Origin of the sequence: Enterobacter cloacae complex sp. 382A5 (assembly GCF_050031095.1) — a bacterium.
GTDB classification, from domain to species: Bacteria; Pseudomonadota; Gammaproteobacteria; order Enterobacterales; family Enterobacteriaceae; genus Enterobacter; species Enterobacter cloacae.
This window is the reverse complement of record NZ_JBLGVK010000001.1, coordinates 1,481,804-1,497,131: the sequence shown is the minus strand read 5'-3', so window position 1 is coordinate 1,497,131 and position 15,328 is coordinate 1,481,804. Positions and strand designations below refer to the sequence as shown.

The 15,328-nt window shown below is 54.9% G+C and carries 16 protein-coding genes; 8 read left to right on the top strand and 8 right to left on the bottom strand.

The features are described 5' to 3' along the window. Positions 1–8: 8 nt before the first annotated feature. Complete coding sequence (gspD, locus tag ACQG2G_RS07070) at positions 9–1,937, bottom strand: type II secretion system secretin GspD (RefSeq protein WP_013097352.1); 1,929 nt, start codon at positions 1,935–1,937, stop codon at positions 9–11. Between the two features lie 12 nt (positions 1,938–1,949). Beyond that, the gene (gspC, locus tag ACQG2G_RS07065; RefSeq protein ID WP_029883203.1) at positions 1,950–2,681 is read right to left on the bottom strand and encodes a type II secretion system protein GspC; all 732 of its coding nucleotides are present in this window, start codon (positions 2,679–2,681) and stop codon (positions 1,950–1,952) included. 299 nt (positions 2,682–2,980) lie between these two features. On the opposite strand from gspC, the gene ACQG2G_RS07060 reads away from it, so the two are divergent. Next, positions 2,981–4,534: an ExeA family protein gene (locus tag ACQG2G_RS07060; RefSeq protein ID WP_038984445.1), complete on the top strand. Its 1,554-nt coding sequence runs from the start codon at positions 2,981–2,983 to the stop codon at positions 4,532–4,534. Then, a complete protein-coding gene (locus ACQG2G_RS07055) occupies positions 4,534–5,160 on the top strand; it encodes a hypothetical protein (RefSeq protein WP_038984443.1) in 627 nt (208 codons plus the stop codon). Before ACQG2G_RS07060 ends, ACQG2G_RS07055 begins: the two co-directional genes overlap by 1 nt. Here ACQG2G_RS07055 and ACQG2G_RS07050 read toward each other — a convergent pair. From ACQG2G_RS07050 to ACQG2G_RS07040, 3 genes are all read right to left on the bottom strand, one after another. Next, positions 5,157–5,780, bottom strand: coding sequence for a helix-turn-helix domain-containing protein (locus tag ACQG2G_RS07050; protein ID WP_029883200.1), 624 nt, complete (start codon positions 5,778–5,780; stop codon positions 5,157–5,159). The two genes, ACQG2G_RS07055 and ACQG2G_RS07050, sit on opposite strands and share 4 nt — an antisense overlap. A gap of 263 nt (positions 5,781–6,043) precedes the next feature. Beyond that, positions 6,044–6,874, bottom strand: coding sequence for an N-acetylmuramoyl-L-alanine amidase (locus tag ACQG2G_RS07045; protein ID WP_013097358.1), 831 nt, complete (start codon positions 6,872–6,874; stop codon positions 6,044–6,046). Continuing rightward, a complete protein-coding gene (locus tag ACQG2G_RS07040) occupies positions 6,871–7,194 on the bottom strand; it encodes a heavy metal-binding domain-containing protein (protein WP_006174327.1) in 324 nt (107 codons plus the stop codon). The genes ACQG2G_RS07045 and ACQG2G_RS07040 overlap by 4 nt, the downstream gene beginning before the upstream one ends. Positions 7,195–7,301: 107 nt before the next feature. On the opposite strand from ACQG2G_RS07040, the gene ACQG2G_RS07035 reads away from it, so the two are divergent. The 6 genes from ACQG2G_RS07035 to artJ all read left to right on the top strand — a co-directional run bounded on the left by ACQG2G_RS07035 (position 7,302) and on the right by artJ (position 11,805). Then, positions 7,302–7,820: a lipoprotein gene (locus ACQG2G_RS07035; protein ID WP_013097359.1), complete on the top strand. Its 519-nt coding sequence runs from the start codon at positions 7,302–7,304 to the stop codon at positions 7,818–7,820. 226 nt (positions 7,821–8,046) lie between these two features. Then, positions 8,047–8,775 carry an arginine ABC transporter ATP-binding protein ArtP gene (gene artP / locus ACQG2G_RS07030; protein ID WP_013097360.1) on the top strand — a complete coding sequence of 243 codons (729 nt, stop codon included), beginning with the start codon at positions 8,047–8,049 and terminating at the stop codon, positions 8,773–8,775. 20 nt (positions 8,776–8,795) lie between these two features. Continuing rightward, complete coding sequence (gene artI / locus ACQG2G_RS07025) at positions 8,796–9,527, top strand: arginine ABC transporter substrate-binding protein ArtI (RefSeq protein ID WP_020689903.1); 732 nt, start codon at positions 8,796–8,798, stop codon at positions 9,525–9,527. 6 nt (positions 9,528–9,533) lie between these two features. Then, a complete protein-coding gene (gene artQ, locus ACQG2G_RS07020) occupies positions 9,534–10,250 on the top strand; it encodes an arginine ABC transporter permease ArtQ (protein ID WP_013097362.1) in 717 nt (238 codons plus the stop codon). After that, positions 10,250–10,918, top strand: coding sequence for an arginine ABC transporter permease ArtM (artM, locus tag ACQG2G_RS07015; RefSeq protein ID WP_013097363.1), 669 nt, complete (start codon positions 10,250–10,252; stop codon positions 10,916–10,918). Before artQ ends, artM begins: the two co-directional genes overlap by 1 nt. 155 nt (positions 10,919–11,073) lie before the next feature. Further along, positions 11,074–11,805, top strand: a complete 732-nt coding sequence (artJ, locus tag ACQG2G_RS07010) for an arginine ABC transporter substrate-binding protein ArtJ (RefSeq protein WP_013097364.1) — start codon at positions 11,074–11,076, stop codon at positions 11,803–11,805. An 86-nt stretch (positions 11,806–11,891) separates the two neighbouring features. Here the strand turns inward: artJ and ACQG2G_RS07005 are convergent, their stop codons facing one another. From ACQG2G_RS07005 to rlmC, 3 genes are all read right to left on the bottom strand, one after another. Beyond that, entirely contained in the window at positions 11,892–13,361 is a 1,470-nt protein-coding gene (locus ACQG2G_RS07005) for a sensor histidine kinase (RefSeq protein WP_061771796.1), read from the bottom strand. Further along, positions 13,345–14,052 (bottom strand): response regulator transcription factor, encoded by a 708-nt coding sequence (locus ACQG2G_RS07000; RefSeq protein ID WP_020689900.1) that lies wholly within the window; start codon positions 14,050–14,052, stop codon positions 13,345–13,347. Before ACQG2G_RS07000 ends, ACQG2G_RS07005 begins: the two co-directional genes overlap by 17 nt. A 105-nt stretch (positions 14,053–14,157) precedes the next feature. Then, positions 14,158–15,297, bottom strand: a complete 1,140-nt coding sequence (gene rlmC / locus ACQG2G_RS06995; RefSeq protein ID WP_029883195.1) for a 23S rRNA (uracil(747)-C(5))-methyltransferase RlmC — start codon at positions 15,295–15,297, stop codon at positions 14,158–14,160. Positions 15,298–15,328 lie beyond the last annotated feature (31 nt).

Here is a 15,328-nt window from a genome sequence, read left to right as displayed (position 1 = left end):
ACCCCCCCTTACTCTTTGAAGGGGTTGCGCGTGGTGGCAGGTGCGCTCACGCCGACCGGCATGGAGTGATCCTGCTTTGGATAGGCAGGCAGGACGGCGTTATCGGTGTTCTCAACAATGCCGAGCTTTTTCTCCTCCAGACGCTGCTGTTGACGGGCGCGGATCTGGTCGTATTTCTCCTTCGTCGCCGCGCTGTAGTTGTCGTCATCACGCAGGACGGTGGTATGGATAAAGACCATCAGATTGCGCTTCGACGTATCCTCCGAGGTATAGCGGAACAACTGTCCCACCAGCGGCAGATCGCCGAGCAGCGGCACTTTCGACACGTTCTGTTTGCTGACGTTTTCCATCAGACCGCCCAGCACCACCGTCTGGCCACTGTGGACCATCACTTCGTTGTTGATGGTACGGGTGTTGAAGGTTGGGCCGAGGCTGGCGTCTTCGGTGGCGCTGGCGTCAACGCTGGAGACCTCCTGCTCGATCTTCAGGTGGATCATGTCCCCGTCGTTGATCTGCGGAACAATCTTCAGCTTGGTACCGACGGTTTTACGCTCAACCGAGTTAAAGACGTTGTCGCCGCTGGTGGTCTGAGAACCCGACAGCACCGGCACATCCTGACCCACGTTGAACGACGCTTCTTTGTTATCCAGCGTCACCACGCTTGGCGTGGAGAGAATATCGTTCTTGCCGCTGGTGGAGAGCGCGGTCAGCAGTGCACCATAGTCACCGTTGAAGAAACCGGTCGCCAGGCCAGTAAAGGAGGCCCCTTTGATCGTGCCGTTTTTGACCTGGCTAATGGGCAGACCGGTTGAACCGAACTGCACGCCGCCGTGTTTGCCGGTCCACTGCACGCCGAGATCCATGCCGTTACCGTCCTGCACTTCCGCAATGATGGCTTCCACCAGCACCTGCGGACGACGAATATCCAGCTTGTCGATCACCTTCTCCAGCGAGTTCATGACGTTTGGCTGAGCGGTGATCACCAGCGAGTTGGTGGACTCATCGGCGGTGATATTCAGCTCGCTATTGGTTGTGGCGGTTTTGCTTTTCGCGGTACCGGCTTTGTCTTTCAGCTGCTCACCGATACCGGTCAGCACCGGCACCACTTTCGAGGCGTTGGCGTATTTCAGGTAGAAGACGCGGGTATTGCCCTCGTTGTTCTGTTCGCGGTCGAGCTGGCCAATCAGCGAGCGGGTACGCGCGCGGGCATCTTCGGTGCCGCTGATCACCAGGCTGTTGGTTTCATCATCGGCCACCACTTTAGTCGCCAGCTGCGGGGCGTTTTGCCCTTTCTGCTCTTCATTGTTGAGATTATTCAACATATCGGAGAGCTCTTTCGCCGAGGCATAGCGCAACGGTACGATTTCACGACGCTGCATACCGGAACGGTCCACGCGCTCAACCAGATCCACCAGGCGGTTCACCACCGAGGCTTTCCCGGTTAACAGCAGCACGTTAGAGGGTTCAAAATGGACCACGTTGCCGATCCCCGAGGCATCGTTCAGCTGGCGCAGCAGCGGGGCCAGCTCGCGCACGGGGACGTTCTCCATGCGCACTACGCGGGTGATGATCTCATCCCCTTTGCCCGGGTTTTTACTGTCGGCCACCGGCACCCCGGCGGTACGCGCCACGCTGGAACGCACCACTTTGATCATGCCGTTATCCATTGGGATCACCGACAGACCGTAGAGATCCAGCACGCTCAGGAAGAACTGATAATATTCCTCTTCCGACAGCACGTTATAGGTTCTCACCGACACCGTGCCCTGAACGGACGGATCGACGAGAATCGTTTTATTCAGATTGCGACTTACCGTATCGATAAATTCGCGAATATCGGTATTTTTAAAACTGGCGCTAAAGTTGGCTGCAAACAGCGAACCGGAATATAACGACAATGCGGTCAGCGCCACGCACGCCCATGGAAATTTCTTCATGATTTACACTTGTTAATTGTTTAGAACATTAACCCGAATATTTTCAAGGTGAGCGTGCCGTCTGACGACGACCTCCGCTTCTTTCATTTTCGACCAGTTGGCGATAATATTTTTCGCCTGCGCTTCTTTCGTCATATCGACGTCATTCACTTTCACCACCACATCACCCTGTTTCAGTCCTGTTTCACTGTAAAAAGGCGAAGCATTGCGTGGATTAATGTTAAAGCCTTCCAGTTGGCCTTTATCGATTAACGGTTTTAACACCAGATAATCATCGAGATGCAGACTGTCCGCGCCGGCATCTTTTTTCGATTTCGTCACCGGGCTATTGCCTGCATCGCCCTTAAAATAAGGCGGCTGTTTGAGGGCGAGCGTTTGCTTCGTGCCTTCATACTGAACAACCACGTTATCTTTATTAATTTCATCCACATACGCGTCGTCGAACCCCACCAGCGGTTCCCCTTCCCGGTAGCTCTGCTGCCCGGCGGGGGTCTTAATCACGGCGAACGACAGCCACGACTCATCGCTGCGGATGATGCCTTCAATTTCTGCAGACAGCGGCGCTTTTACTGCCGCCGGAACGTCGGCCTGACGGACCGCAGCCGTAAAAAGACCAAACGTTTTGTCACTGTTACGCGGTTTTAGCGGCGCTTTATCAGCATTCGCTAACTTATTCGTAACCTTTTTATAATCTTTAAAAACGACATAACCCTGCTGGCTGCAAAAAATTAGCATGACTAGCATTATGCAGGGCGTCATTAGCCTGGAAAGGAATGCGTTCCTCATTATTATCGGGCCTTTTAGCAAAGCAGGAATTCGCAGCGGTATGCTGCATAACTTAGTGAGCAAATAGTAATAAGCGTGACCAGTGCAAACCACCGGCTTCGCTATTAACTTTAATGAAGAAAATGATTGACCGGAAAAAAAGGGAATGTTAGATGCAGCCTGACAGGTTATTTTTACTCTGGTGTTAAATTGACCATGACAGGGGCTTACCGTACTTTTCGCCCATTGCTATTAAAGAGAAGAGACGGTAAGTCGTTATGTATCAGAGCCATTTTAAATTCAGTACCCCGCCGTTCAGAAATATCACCCGCAAGTCGGGCGATTTTCTGGTGCCTTATCATCAGGATGTGTTTAATCTTCTGAAAGAGAAAAGCCAGCAGGCAGGGATCACCGGGCTCTTTTACCACGACAGCGAACTGCTGGGGCAGTTCAGCGATGCCCTCAAAGCCAGCAGCAAGTCGGTGCTCTGCATTAATGCCTTTCCGAAGCTGAGCGCCAGTAGCCTGCTCTTCAAACTCAACCCGGTAGCGAAAGAGAAGAACAAGCTCCAGGCGGTTGACGCCATTATTCGCCTGTGGCGCGATGCGAAGTCGACCCACAAGGTGCTGGTCATTTCCCAGGCGCAGGCGATGAAGGCCAGCGGCTATGACGTCCTGGGCATACTGCTTACCCGTGCGCAGGAGCTGGATGTTCGCCTGTCGATTGTGCTGATGGGCACGGCCGACCAGGAAGTGATGCTGAAAGCCTCTGCCCTGCAGGAATATGTGCTGACCTGCCACACCCTGCGCAACCTGACCTGCCGCGAGTTCCTGAGCTACGTTGACGCCCAGTGCCACGAGCACGGCGCGGATGTCTCTCCGCTGACGCCCGCTCGCGTGAAAAAAATCCACGCCCTGACTAAAGGCAACATCAGCAAGCTGAACGAACTGGCTCATCTTTCCATGCTGGCCGCCTGGACCGAACGGGCGCCAAACGTTGGACCGCGTCATTTGCGTCTCGCCACCGGTGAAGCCCTGCCAGCGCCTAAGCGTGGTAAAACGCTGGCCTCCATCGGGTTGTTCGCGTCCGTCCTGTTCGCCGCCTGCGGCTGGATGATGACCTCGTCCATTACGGCAAAACTGCCGGTGGCGCTGCCGGTACCGGCCAGCTGGAAACAGCAGGTAAAAACGCCAGACGCGCCGGTACTGCCGGTTATCGAACAGGAGGTGGTGAATCAGCCCGATGCCATGCACCAGCTTTATGCCATGTGGGGCTATGACGCCTCTGCCGACGATGCCCTGTGCCAGAATGCCGCAAAAGTGAACCTGATGTGTAAACAGGGTAATGCCTCCCTGGACACGCTGGCTAATGACGGTTACCCGTGGGTGAGCGAGATTAAAACAGGCGATCACATTAATTACGCCGTCGTGGCGCGTGCCGGGAAAAATTCCCTCGATCTGCTGATGAACAACCGCACCTGGCAGGTGAGCCGCACGTGGTATAACCAGCACGCAACGGGCAATTACACCCTTCTGCACCGCCTGACCCCGTCAGGCAAAGACGAAATCACCGCCGCCAGCGACAGTAAAGATCTTGAGTGGCTGGATCAGCAGCTGAGCGTGGCGCTGGGCGAAAACGAAACGCACGATAAAAACTGGACGGCGGAACTGATGAAGCGCACCCGCGAATTCCAGGAAAAAATGCACCTCCGCGTCGACGGTATTCCGGGTGAAGACACTCTGATGCAGCTGATGCGCGAAACCCATACCACGCCGAGCGTGTTGATCCAGACAACCCAGGCTAACCCGACTACGCAAGAGAAGCACGCATAATGTCTACCATCTGCCTCGCTGCCCAGCGCAGCTATACCACCGGGGAACCGGTCTGGTTCTCATGGCGTTTGCCGTCATTCAGTAAAATTATCAGCGTGGTGACGCTCTGGTGTCTGGGGCTGTGCGCGCTGATCGTCGCAGGCCTCTATGCGCACGTGTACTGGAACCTGCGCCACCCGGCACCGGTGATAAAAAAGGTGAGCGTCGCGAAGCCAGACACCACCCTTTCTGATATGCATTACGTGTATGTCACCAAACCGTTCCCGCACCCGCAGCCAAAGCCACAGTCGGTAAAAGTGCAGGAAGATTTACCGCCGATGGACAATATGCCCATTAATAGCGACGAAAATGACTGGCAGCAGGCACCTGATGGCGCATTGCCGGACAGCCCCGTCACGCATGATACCTCGCGCGATACCTTACCCGGCACCGAAGCGCACGAACAGGCGATGAAACACGCGCAGGCAACGCAGCCGGATGAAGACAATTCATTAAAAACGTTATTTATGCAGGCGCTAAAACAGCAGCAGGATGATATGGCGAAGGGAAAAATGCCCGCACCACCGGTTGACGAAACGCAAAATGCGTCTCCTTCGATAATAAAAGGAGACGCGGGAGGGGATTAATATTTTTCCGGCAGGGTGGTCAGGCTAATCAGTCGCCCTTTTTCGACCACAATATATTGACCTTTTTTCAGGTCTGAGAGAATTTTAATAATGGTGCTACGTGCCAGGTTGGTGTATTCCTGAATATAATCATAAATATTAATATCTCGCTGATGATCAACAATCAGTTCGTTAATTTCTATCAGGAATTCACGGACGACGGAGTACGCGCTGCGGGCAACCAAAACATCATCACGCTTGCTGAGCAAACAGATATACCATGCCAGCACTTTAGTCAGTTCAGGCCACAGCCCGTGCTGAGTCATTAACTGCTGGAATTCGTCCTTATGTATGGTACGAACCACGGTATTACTGCGTACCACGCCCTGCATATGCGTAGAGTTGTAGAAAATAGCGGAGAGACCAAAGATACATTGTCCCTGTAGCGTAAACATACATAAGTCATCAGAACTGCGGCGGAACTCGACTTCTCCGCTGACGATAATGTGAATATTATCGGAGTTGCAGGTTGATATTTTTTGCCATTTTCTTAACGTTTTTTCTTCATACCCGGCCGTTGCAGAAATAATGGCTTCCATTTCATGATGGGGACGTGTTTTTTTACCAAAAATGCTTAACATTATTATACCCAATTAAGATGTTTAAATAAGAAAATTATCCGACAAGGCGTTACGTTGCCGTAAAATGTGTTGGTATTCTTTTTGAAATTAAAAAAACCAGAAGAGGACTGTTTCTTTAATTTGATTCATGCTGTGAATCGATGAATCAATCTTAGATGAGGGCGATTTTAAATCAATTTACTTAAAATGAATTGAGAATGTACTTAAGATTAATCTTATGATCATGCTCACAAAAACGAGGCATTCGGGTTAATCCCGAAGGATTACCCCTGCCCGTATTTCTCTAAAAGTGCTTCGGCAATGGCCAGCGTTTCCACATCTGCCACGCCGTTCCACAGCTGCGGCCTGAAGTGCATCTGGAAGACCATAATGATGCGCTTCTGCTGAGCGGGGGTGCTGTTGTCGGGAACCTCGTAACCGTAACGCGCGAGCAAATCGAGTAACGCTGCGGTCTCCACGGCCTGATACCGTGGCCGCCCGTTCATATAGAACGCCACCCGGGACGCGTCGGGCCAGGCGCCAATCCCCTGCTCTGCAAGCTCGCGCCACGGGAACAGCGGACCGGGATCGTCCTTGCGCTGAGGCGCGATATCCGCATGGGCCACCACGTTCTCGGGTTTAATGTGATAGCGGGCGATAATGTCCTTTGCGAGCGGCACCAGGGCCGCAATTTGCGCGGGTTCGAACGGGGAAAAGTGTTTTACCCCGGCCGTTTTTTGCCAGCCGCGATTCTCAAGCTCAATGCCAACCGACGTATCATTAATACGGTTGGTGCCGCGCCAGAAGCTGATACCCGCATGCCAGGCCAGTTCGTTCTCGGGAACCAGCTGCCAGATGCGCGGTTTACCGTCCGGTGCGGGCGGCTTCGCCGGGATCAAATAGTGGGAGCTGACGTTCTTGTCCGTCAGCGTGGCCAGCGAACTGTCAAAGTCATCCGCCGTATAGTGGATAACCAGCACCTTGATGCGCGGATAGGCCGCCTGCGCCTGGTGGCGGGTATCCAGTTCATAGGCGCCTTTATCCACAATGCCTTTTTCCGTGGCACACCCTGCCAGCAACAGCGCCAGCAGGAGTGTTGAAAACGCGCGTTTCATCGACGGGTTTTCACCGCCGTACCGCTTACGCTCACCATCAGCATGCTGGCATCTTTACCGACGGTTTCGTAGTCGATATCAATCCCCACGACCGCATCCGCCCCCAGTGCTTTGGCCTGTTCGCCCAGCTCCTTAAAGGCGATTTCCCGGGCTTTACGCAGCTCTTTTTCATAAGCGCCAGAGCGACCGCCGACGATATCGCGGATACCGGCAAAGAAATCGCGAAAAATGTTGGCCCCCAGAATGGCTTCGCCCGTGACCACACCGCAATACTCGGTAATCGGCTGCCCTTCCAGGGTTGGCGTTGTTGAAAACTGCATGGTTTCTCTCCTTCTTTAGCGTTCAATGCCTTAGCCCATAACTTCACCAGCATTATCGGTTCGTTACGCTATGATTGAAAGGATAGTTAATAAATAAGGAAATCAACATGCGCTACTCTGCTTTAACGCTTTTGGTGCCCTGCGCGCTGGTGCTCAGCGCGTGTACCACCACGGTCACGCCAGCCTTTAAGGATATCGGTACCCGCAGCGGCCCCTGTATAGAGGGCGGCCCGGATACCGTGGCGCAACAGTTCTATGATTATCGCATTCAACACCGCAGCAACGATCTCACCGGCCTGCGTCCGTATCTGAGCGATGGGCTGGCAAAACTGCTGAACGATGCCACGCGCGATCCGCAGCACAACGCGCTGCTGAAATCCGATCCGTTCTCCAGCCGCACGACGTTGCCGGACAGCGCCGAAGTGGCCAGCGCCTCGACCATCCCGAACACCGATGCGCGTAACATCCCCCTGCGCGTGAAGCTGACCCAGGGCACCCAAACCTGGCAGGATGAAGTGCTGATGATCCGCGAAGGCCAGTGCTGGGCGGTGGATGACGTACGCTATATCGGCGGGAGCGTTCATGCCCCGGCAGGCACGCTGCGCCAGTCGATTGAGAATCGCTAAACCCACTGTTTCAGAATTGTAAACCCCGAAAAATGTGCGGCATTTCATGCGGAATGCCGACATTTATACTCGCCGACCTTGGGCTTCGCTATTTTGTGCTATGTTTAAGGGGTATTACGGGTTATATTTAACTTTTAACGCAGAAATATTGCATAACTATTCTGTCAACGGTACTATCTGCGGCCTCAATTGCTATAGATTGCCTGGATGAGTAAAGACTGCCCCGATGAGTATTAAACTAAACGGCATTAACTGCTTCTACGGCGCACACCAGGCGCTGTTCGACATCACGCTGGAGTGCCCGGAAGGCGAAACGCTGGTTTTGCTTGGCCCAAGTGGCGCGGGTAAAAGTTCTCTTTTGCGTGTCCTTAATCTGCTTGAAATGCCCCGTTCAGGAACGCTGGCTATCGCCGGTAACCACTTTGATTTTGCGAAAACGCCGTCCGATAAAGCGATTCGTGAACTGCGTCAAAACGTTGGCATGGTCTTCCAGCAATACAACCTCTGGCCGCATCTGACCGTCCTGCAAAACCTGATTGAAGCGCCCTGCCGCGTTCTCGGTTTGAGCAAGGATCAGGCGATGGCGCGTGCTGAAAAGCTGCTGGAGCGTCTGCGCCTTAAGCCCTACAGCGATCGTTATCCGCTGCACCTCTCCGGGGGTCAGCAACAGCGTGTGGCGATTGCCCGTGCGCTGATGATGGAGCCAGCGGTACTGCTGTTTGATGAGCCGACCGCTGCGCTGGACCCGGAAATCACCGCCCAGATCGTGAGCATCATTCGTGAGCTGGCGGAAACCAACATTACTCAGGTCATCGTCACCCATGAAGTGGAAGTGGCGCGTAAAACCGCCAGCCGTGTGGTCTACATGGAAAACGGGTATATCGTTGAGCAAGGTGATGCGAGTTGCTTTACCAACCCGCAAACCGATGCCTTCAAAAACTACTTATCTCACTGAGAGTGCCAGGGAAAATGATAATGAAAAAAGTATTGATTGCCGCGCTGCTCGCTAGCGTCAGCCTTTCCGCTACCGCAGCCCAGACCATCCGTTTCGCCACCGAAGCGTCCTATCCTCCGTTTGAATCTATCGACGCCAACAACAAGATTGTGGGCTTCGATGTCGATCTGGCTAACGCGCTGTGTAAAGAGATCGACGCGACCTGTACCTTCAGCAACCAGGCGTTTGACAGCCTGATCCCAAGCCTGAAGTTCCGCCGTATCGACGCCGTGATGGCCGGTATGGACATCACCCCAGAGCGTGAAAAGCAGGTGCTGTTCACCACGCCGTACTATGACAACTCCGCCCTGTTTATTGGTCAGAAAGGGAAATTTACCTCTGTTGACCAGCTGAAAGGCAAAAAAGTGGGCGTACAGAACGGCACCACGCACCAGAAATTCATCATGGATAAACATCCGGAAATCACCACCGTGCCTTACGACAGCTACCAGAACGCGAAGCTGGATCTGCAGAACGGCCGTATCGATGGCGTGTTTGGTGACACCGCGGTAGTAACCGAATGGCTGAAAGCCAACGATAAACTCGCGCCAGTGGGCGACAAAGTGACCGATAAGGACTACTTCGGCACAGGTCTGGGGATTGCCGTTCGTCAGGGCAACACTGAGCTGCAGCAGAAATTCAACGCTGCGCTGGAAAAAGTGAAGAAAGACGGCACCTACGAAACCATCTATAAAAAATGGTTCCAGAAGTAATTCCTGATGAATGAAATTCTTCCTTTAGCAAGCGCCGCCGGGATGACCGTCGGCCTTGCCGTTTGCGCACTGATTATCGGCCTGGTGCTGGCGATGTTCTTTGCGGTATGGGAATCTGCAAAGTGGTTCCCTGTCGCCTGGACCGGCTCCGCGCTGGTCACCGTGCTGCGTGGGCTACCGGAGATTCTGGTGGTCCTGTTTATCTATTTCGGTTCCTCACAGCTGCTGCTGACGCTGTCGGACGGCTTTACCCTCAATCTTGGCGTCGTGCAGATCCCGGTGCAGATGCAGATTGAAAACTTCGACGTCAGCCCGTTCCTCTGTGGCGTCATTGCCCTTTCCCTGCTCTATTCTGCGTACGCGTCGCAAACCCTGCGCGGTGCGCTGAAAGCGGTACCGCAAGGACAATGGGAATCTGGCCAGGCGCTGGGAATGTCGAAAGCGGCGATCTTCTTCCGTCTGGTGATGCCGCAGATGTGGCGTCATGCCCTGCCGGGTTTAGGGAACCAGTGGCTGGTGCTGCTGAAAGATACCGCGCTGGTGAGCCTGATAAGCGTTAACGATTTAATGCTGCAGACCAAAAGCATCGCTACCCGCACCCAGGAGCCGTTTACCTGGTACATTGTGGCGGCGGCTATCTACCTGGTGATCACGTTGCTGAGTCAGTACATCCTTAAGCGTATTGACCTGCGTGCGACGCGCTTTGAACGGAGACCAGGCTGATGCTGGACTATTTACCCGAGCTGATGAAAGGGCTGCACACCAGCCTGACGTTGACCGTGGCGTCCATCATCGTGGCGCTGATCCTGGCACTGATCTTTACCATCATCCTGACGCTGAAAACGCCGGTGCTGGTGTGGATTGTGCGCGGCTATATCACCCTCTTTACCGGTACGCCGCTGCTGGTGCAGATCTTCCTGATTTACTACGGCCCGGGCCAGTTCCCGTCGCTGCAGGAGTATCCGGTTATCTGGCATCTGCTCTCTGAGCCGTGGCTGTGTGCCCTGATCGCCCTTTCACTGAACAGCGCCGCCTACACCACTCAGCTGTTCTACGGAGCGATCCGCGCCATTCCGGAAGGACAATGGCAGTCCTGCGGCGCGCTCGGCATGAGCAAAAAAGATACGCTGGCCATTTTGCTGCCGTACGCCTTTAAGCGTGCCCTCTCCTCTTACTCCAACGAAGTGGTGCTGGTGTTCAAGAGTACCTCGCTGGCCTACACCATCACCCTGATGGAAGTGATGGGCCACGGGCAACTGCTCTATGGACGCACCTACGATGTGATGGTGTTTGGCGCGGCAGGCGTGGTGTATCTGGTAGTTAACGGACTGTTGACGCTGATGATGCGCCTGATCGAGCGTAAAGCGCTGGCGTTTGAGCGCAGAAATTAATCACGTAAATGCATAAAACGGTATTGATAGAGCGGGTAACCTGATGGGTTATCCGCTTTTTTTTATTACACAATAAATATTTAATCATTTATATTGAATATAAATTCATTAAATGGCATTGTACTTTCATAAGACCTACAGACGGGAGTATTACAATGAAAAAGTTAGTTCTGGCCGCATTACTGGCAACGTTTGCCGCAGGCGCAACGGCTGCCGATAAAATCAATTTCGGCGTTTCTGCCACATATCCGCCATTTGAATCGCTGGATGCCAGCAACCAGATCGTGGGTTTTGATATCGATCTGGCGAAAGCACTGTGCAAACAGATGCAGGCCGACTGCACCTTTACCAACCATGCCTTTGACAGCCTGATCCCGTCCCTGAAATTTAAAAAATACGACGCGGTGATCTCCGGTATGGACATCACGCCAGAGCGTAGCAAGCAGGTGGCCTTCACCGACCCATACTACGCCAACTCGGCGGTGGTCATTGCGAAGAAAGGGGCTTATAAATCCTTTGATGAGCTGAAAGGCAAACGCATCGGGATGGAAAACGGCACCACGCACCAGAAGTACCTGCAGGACAAACATCCTGAAGTGAAAACCGTGGCGTATGACAGCTATCAGAACGCGATTATCGACCTGAAAAATGGCCGTATCGATGGCGTATTTGGTGACACCGCGGTCGTAAACGAATGGCTGAAAACCAACCCGCAGCTCGGTACGGCAACCGAAAAAGTGACCGATCCGCAGTACTTCGGTACGGGTCTGGGCATTGCGGTGCGTCCGGATAACAAAGCGTTGCTGGCCAAACTGAACGGCGCGCTGAAGGCGATTAAAGCTGACGGTACGTATCAGAAAATCAGCGACCAGTGGTTCCCGCAGTAACTTTTTTTGCCGGGTGACGGCTTCGCCTTACCCGGCCTACGGGGGGAGTTGTAGGCCGGGTAAGCGCAGCGCCACCCGGCACTCTCTCACAACGGCACGAAGAACCTGAACCGCGCCCCGCTCACCGACTCCATCAGCCTGATCCCTCCCCCGTGTAGTTCCAGCATCCGTTTGACAATCAACAGCCCTAACCCACCGCGATTCTCCCGCGTTGCCTGCGGATTCAACGCTGAAGGCCGCTGGAACAGATCGTCGCGCAGCGCGGCATCCACACCGGTTCCTGAATCGGCCACCTCAACCTGTAGCTTTTCATTCTCCTGCCATACGGCGAGACGGATCTTGCCGCCGGTGGGGGTATGGCGGATGGCGTTATCCAGCAGATTGGTCACCACGCGCTCTATCATCGAGACATCGGCATACACCAGCGGCAGCGGCCCGGGAACGTCTATCTGGAGCTGAAGCTCGCGCGTGCGCGCCGTGAGCTCAAACTTTTGCGCCACGTCGGAAATAAGCTCTCCCATCGCAAAACGCTCGCGCTGGGGCTTGATGCCGCCGTGCTCAAGACGCGCAAGCTCAAACAACTGCTGTGACAGATGACGCACCTTTTGCCCCTGACGCAACGCCGTGGCGAGGTATTGCTGATGCTCCTGCGGCGTCAGGGTGGCGGATTTCAGCGACAGCGTTTCCAGATAGCCCAGCAGCGAGGTCAGCGGCGTGCGTAAGTCGTGGGAAATATTGGCGATAAACTCCCGGCGCTGGCGGTCGCTGTCGGCCAGTTGATCCCACTGGTGGGTGATTTTGCGTGCCAGCTCGATAAAACTGTTACGCAGGACCGCCACTTCATCTTTTGCTGTCGCATCCGGCTGTTGGACCGCCAGCGCGCGTATCGCGCTCATGCTGTCATGCTCCAGCCCGGCCACTTCACGCGTCAGCCGTTTAACCGGACGCGTGACCCAGTACCAGATCAGTAAGCCCGCCAGCAGGCCAAACAGCGCCACCCACAGCATTGACCAGAGCACCGTACTCCACAGCGCCTTGTGCCAGGCCATGTCCGCCAGCGCGTTCGACTCCTCGCCCTGTAAAATAATATACAGATAGCCTTTAAGCTCGCCGTCCTGACGTAACGGCGTCGCGCTGAACACTTTCTTGTTCTGGCTACGCGGATCGTCGCCAAAAACCGGCATGGCCGCACCGCTGAGGAACTCCTGTACCGGCGCGAGATTGATGCTTTGTCGCTGAATATGGCCCGGCGGGGCGGCATCGGCCAGAATATCGCCATCCGGGGAGACGACGTACAGTTCCACGCTCGGGTTGAAGGTCATCAGCCTGTCAAAGAGCGGTTTCAGCGCGGTACGGTCGACCCTGCCCTGGGCGTTCAGAATTGGTTCGCGCTGCACGATCTGTTGCGCCAGGCCGCCAGAGAGACGCTGAACCATGGCGTTACCATACTGCATGCTGCTGTAGAGCTGGACGGCGCAGGCGACGGCGGCACAGAGCATCATCAATAAAATGAACAGCAGCGTCAGGCGCTGGCTCAGGCTAAAGCGGCGCATCATGGTGCGGCTCCGCAAATTTATAGCCTTTGCCCCAGACGGTGCGAATGATCTCCGGCTCGGCAGCGTCTTTTTCAATCTTGATGCGCAGGCGGTTGATATGGGTGTTAACGGTATGCTCGTAACCTTCGTGCTGATAGCCCCACACCTGCTCCAGCAGCGCCAGACGCGAGAAGACCTCGCCAGGATGGCGGGCAAAGAAGTACAGCAGTTCAAACTCGCGCGGGGTGAGATCCACTATCTGGCCGTGAAGCAGCACGCTGCGGGCCAGCGGGTCGATCGTCAGGCCATGCGCCTGAATATTCCCGGCACTCTGCGCCTGCCCCATCGCCTGCTGGCGGCGGAACAGCGCCTTAATGCGCGCAATCAGCTCCTGCACCGAGAACGGTTTTGCCAGATAATCATCCGCGCCGGTTTCCAGGCCGGTGATCCGATCGGTTTCGCTGCTGCGGGCGCTAATAATGATCACCGGCAGGTAGCGGGTCATCTGGCGAATACGACGGCAAATCTCCAGACCGTCGACGTTGGGGAGCATAAGATCGAGGATCACCGCGTCCCACGGCTGTTTTTCAAGGCACTGTAACGCGTTGCCGCCGTCGGGCTCGTGGGTAATGGTGTAGCCTTCATCTTCTAAATTGAGTCGCAGAAGTGCCGCGATATCGTGGTCATCTTCCACCAGCAGGATCTGCTTCATGGGTAAGCCTTATTTCATCTCTTATGACGTAAGCTTACCTGATTTCGCAGGGTTGAAGAGTTCACATTTTGTTGAAGATTTTGCGGATGTCATGCCGGGTGGCGGCTACGCCTTACCCGGGATGCGGGTTAACAACGTCAACACTTCATAATGCGCGGTATGCGGGAACATATCGAAAAGCTGAACGCGTTCAATACGGTAGCCCGGCAGATGAGCGATATCTGTCGCCATGGTACGGGCGTTGCAGCTGGAGTAAATAATGTAATCCGGCGCCATCTGGCTCAGATAGTCGCACAGCGCCTTGCCAATGCCCCGGCGCGGCGGGTTGACCAGCACCAGCTCCGGTACGTTGCCCTGCCCGGTCGCGAACTGCGTGGAGTCCAGCGCCTGGAAGTGCAGATTGGTTAATCCGAGCTCAGCGGCAGACTGTTTCGCGCAGGCAATCGCTTCGGCGGCGATCTCAATCCCGGTCAGCTGCATCTCGGGCGTGGCGCAGTGCAGACCAAAGCCCCCGACACCGCAGAACAGATCCCACATATGATGGATGTTTAACGCCCTCACCCAGTCGCGGGCGGTGGCATATAACGCACTCGCCACCGTCGGGTTGGTCTGGAAGAAACTTTGCGGGCGGATCCACAGCGGCACGTTGTTGAACGTTTCCGCCAGTGCATGCTGCCCGGTGAAGAAGATCTCTGTCTCCCCCTCCATAATCGCCATATGCACCGGCTGAATATTGGCGGTAATGACCTTCAGCTGCGGAAGCTGCTCCTGCAGCCACGGCAGCGCCGCGCGCAGTTGTTCCAGCTTGGCTTGCGAGCGCAGCACGAAACGCAGCATCATACCGCCGTCCATCTGGCTCTCGGTCAGGAGGAGATATTTCAGCTCGCCGCGCTTACGGGCGACGTTATAAGGCGTTAACCCCGCGCGGGCAATAAACGGTTTGAGTGCCGCGAAGACCGGCTCAAACGAGGCAGGATAAAGCGGGCAGCCGGTGAGATCTTCCGGCGTACCGTCGCGATGCAGCATGCCCAGCAGCGGTTTTTCTACGCTGCCGCTGACCACCATTTTGGCTTTATTACGAAAACCCTGCTCCGGGCCGCTGACGGGGGCGCACCACTCACCCACCGCATGTTCAGCCAGCAGCTGTTGCAGGTCGGCCATTTTGGCGGTGAGTTGTTGAGAGACCGGCTGTTCTATCCACTGACAGGAGCGACAGCGTCCGGCGTCATAGAGTGCGCACTGCATAGGAAAACCTTAAGAATAACGAGGGCTGCGA

Excerpts from the sequence above, each read along its gene's own strand:
- gspD (WP_013097352.1), bottom strand. The coding sequence starts at position 1,937 with ATGAAGAAATTTCCATGGGCGTGCGTGGCGCTGACCGCATTGTCGTTA.
- gspC (WP_029883203.1), bottom strand. The coding sequence starts at position 2,681 with ATGCTAGTCATGCTAATTTTTTGCAGCCAGCAGGGTTATGTCGTTTTT.
- ACQG2G_RS07060 (WP_038984445.1), top strand. The coding sequence starts at position 2,981 with ATGTATCAGAGCCATTTTAAATTCAGTACCCCGCCGTTCAGAAATATC.
- ACQG2G_RS07055 (WP_038984443.1), top strand. The coding sequence starts at position 4,534 with ATGTCTACCATCTGCCTCGCTGCCCAGCGCAGCTATACCACCGGGGAA.
- ACQG2G_RS07050 (WP_029883200.1), bottom strand. The coding sequence starts at position 5,780 with ATGTTAAGCATTTTTGGTAAAAAAACACGTCCCCATCATGAAATGGAA.
- ACQG2G_RS07045 (WP_013097358.1), bottom strand. The coding sequence starts at position 6,874 with ATGAAACGCGCGTTTTCAACACTCCTGCTGGCGCTGTTGCTGGCAGGG.
- ACQG2G_RS07040 (WP_006174327.1), bottom strand. The coding sequence starts at position 7,194 with ATGCAGTTTTCAACAACGCCAACCCTGGAAGGGCAGCCGATTACCGAG.
- ACQG2G_RS07035 (WP_013097359.1), top strand. The coding sequence starts at position 7,302 with ATGCGCTACTCTGCTTTAACGCTTTTGGTGCCCTGCGCGCTGGTGCTC.
- artP (WP_013097360.1), top strand. The coding sequence starts at position 8,047 with ATGAGTATTAAACTAAACGGCATTAACTGCTTCTACGGCGCACACCAG.
- artI (WP_020689903.1), top strand. The coding sequence starts at position 8,796 with ATGAAAAAAGTATTGATTGCCGCGCTGCTCGCTAGCGTCAGCCTTTCC.
- artQ (WP_013097362.1), top strand. The coding sequence starts at position 9,534 with ATGAATGAAATTCTTCCTTTAGCAAGCGCCGCCGGGATGACCGTCGGC.
- artM (WP_013097363.1), top strand. The coding sequence starts at position 10,250 with ATGCTGGACTATTTACCCGAGCTGATGAAAGGGCTGCACACCAGCCTG.
- artJ (WP_013097364.1), top strand. The coding sequence starts at position 11,074 with ATGAAAAAGTTAGTTCTGGCCGCATTACTGGCAACGTTTGCCGCAGGC.
- ACQG2G_RS07005 (WP_061771796.1), bottom strand. The coding sequence starts at position 13,361 with ATGATGCGCCGCTTTAGCCTGAGCCAGCGCCTGACGCTGCTGTTCATT.
- ACQG2G_RS07000 (WP_020689900.1), bottom strand. The coding sequence starts at position 14,052 with ATGAAGCAGATCCTGCTGGTGGAAGATGACCACGATATCGCGGCACTT.
- rlmC (WP_029883195.1), bottom strand. The coding sequence starts at position 15,297 with ATGCAGTGCGCACTCTATGACGCCGGACGCTGTCGCTCCTGTCAGTGG.